Source organism: Novosphingobium sp. FSW06-99 (assembly GCF_001519065.1).
GTDB lineage: Bacteria > Pseudomonadota > Alphaproteobacteria > Sphingomonadales > Sphingomonadaceae > Novosphingobium.
Genome location: NZ_KQ954272.1, coordinates 1,636 through 2,539 on the forward strand (window position 1 = coordinate 1,636; position 904 = coordinate 2,539).

The 904-nt window shown below is 59.0% G+C and carries 2 protein-coding genes; one reads left to right on the top strand and one right to left on the bottom strand.

The window, feature by feature from the left end; genetic code table 11:
• Positions 1-221: hypothetical protein (locus tag AQZ49_RS22680; protein WP_197411158.1), on the top strand; the 221-nt coding region annotated here is incomplete at its 5' end.
• 239 nt (positions 222-460) lie between these two features.
• Here AQZ49_RS22680 and AQZ49_RS21225 read toward each other — a convergent pair.
• Positions 461-904, bottom strand: a 444-nt coding sequence (locus AQZ49_RS21225; protein WP_255355439.1) for a flagellin, incomplete at its 5' end; no start/stop codon positions are given.

Here is a 904-nt window from a genome sequence, read left to right on the forward strand (position 1 = left end):
CTTTCGAGGTCATCGACTGCGCAGAGTTCGACGCGTTGGCCGCCTCCATCGCAGAAATGTTGGTGTTGATAACGGTCATCTTTGGTCTCCAGGATAGATTTTTCTACCAAATCGACGTCCACCCCGGTTCGAAACAGGGCGGCTGCCATACGATAAAGCGGCAAATTATTGCCGCATTTAAGCGCTGGAGCGGCAAAATATTGCCTGACCGTTCGAATTAATTTCTTTGTATTTCAGATTTTTATAACGAAATATTAGGTTTCGCCCGGCGCCCTTCGGCGCCAATCGCCGGGCAGGACCGACGCACGAAAAATGCCCTGTCGCCCGGTGGAGACGGGCGACAGGACAAGAAAGTACCCGATGTGCCGCTGCCCAGGTGGAGACTGGTCGCGGCGTGGTCTGGGCAAGGCCCGATCCTGCCCTGCGGTGGAGACGCAGGCACAGGACCGGATTATGGGGTTTAGCCCTTGAGCAGTGACAGCACGTTCTGCTGGCTCTGGTTGGCCTGGGCAAGCATCGCGGTAGAGGCCTGCGACAGGATCTGCGACTTGGCCAACCGGGTGGTGGACGCCGAATAGTCGGTGTCCTGGATCTGGCTGCGTGCCGACGACAGGTTGGTGATGTTGGAGTTGAGGTTGTTCACCACCGAGGTCAGCCGGTTCTGTGCCGCCCCCAGCGACGCTTCGGTCGTGTTGACCTCGGCCACGGCGGAATCGACGTTGGTGATGGTCGTCGCCGCCTTGGCCTGTGTCGTCACGTCCAGCGACTGGGTCGCCCCCGATGCGCTGGAATAGTTGGTGTTGCCGGTGCCGCCGGTCGTGCCGAACAGCGTCGAGCCGTTGAACGCGTTCGAATCGATCACCACCGAATCACCATTGTTGGCCCCGGTCTGGATGGTGAATTT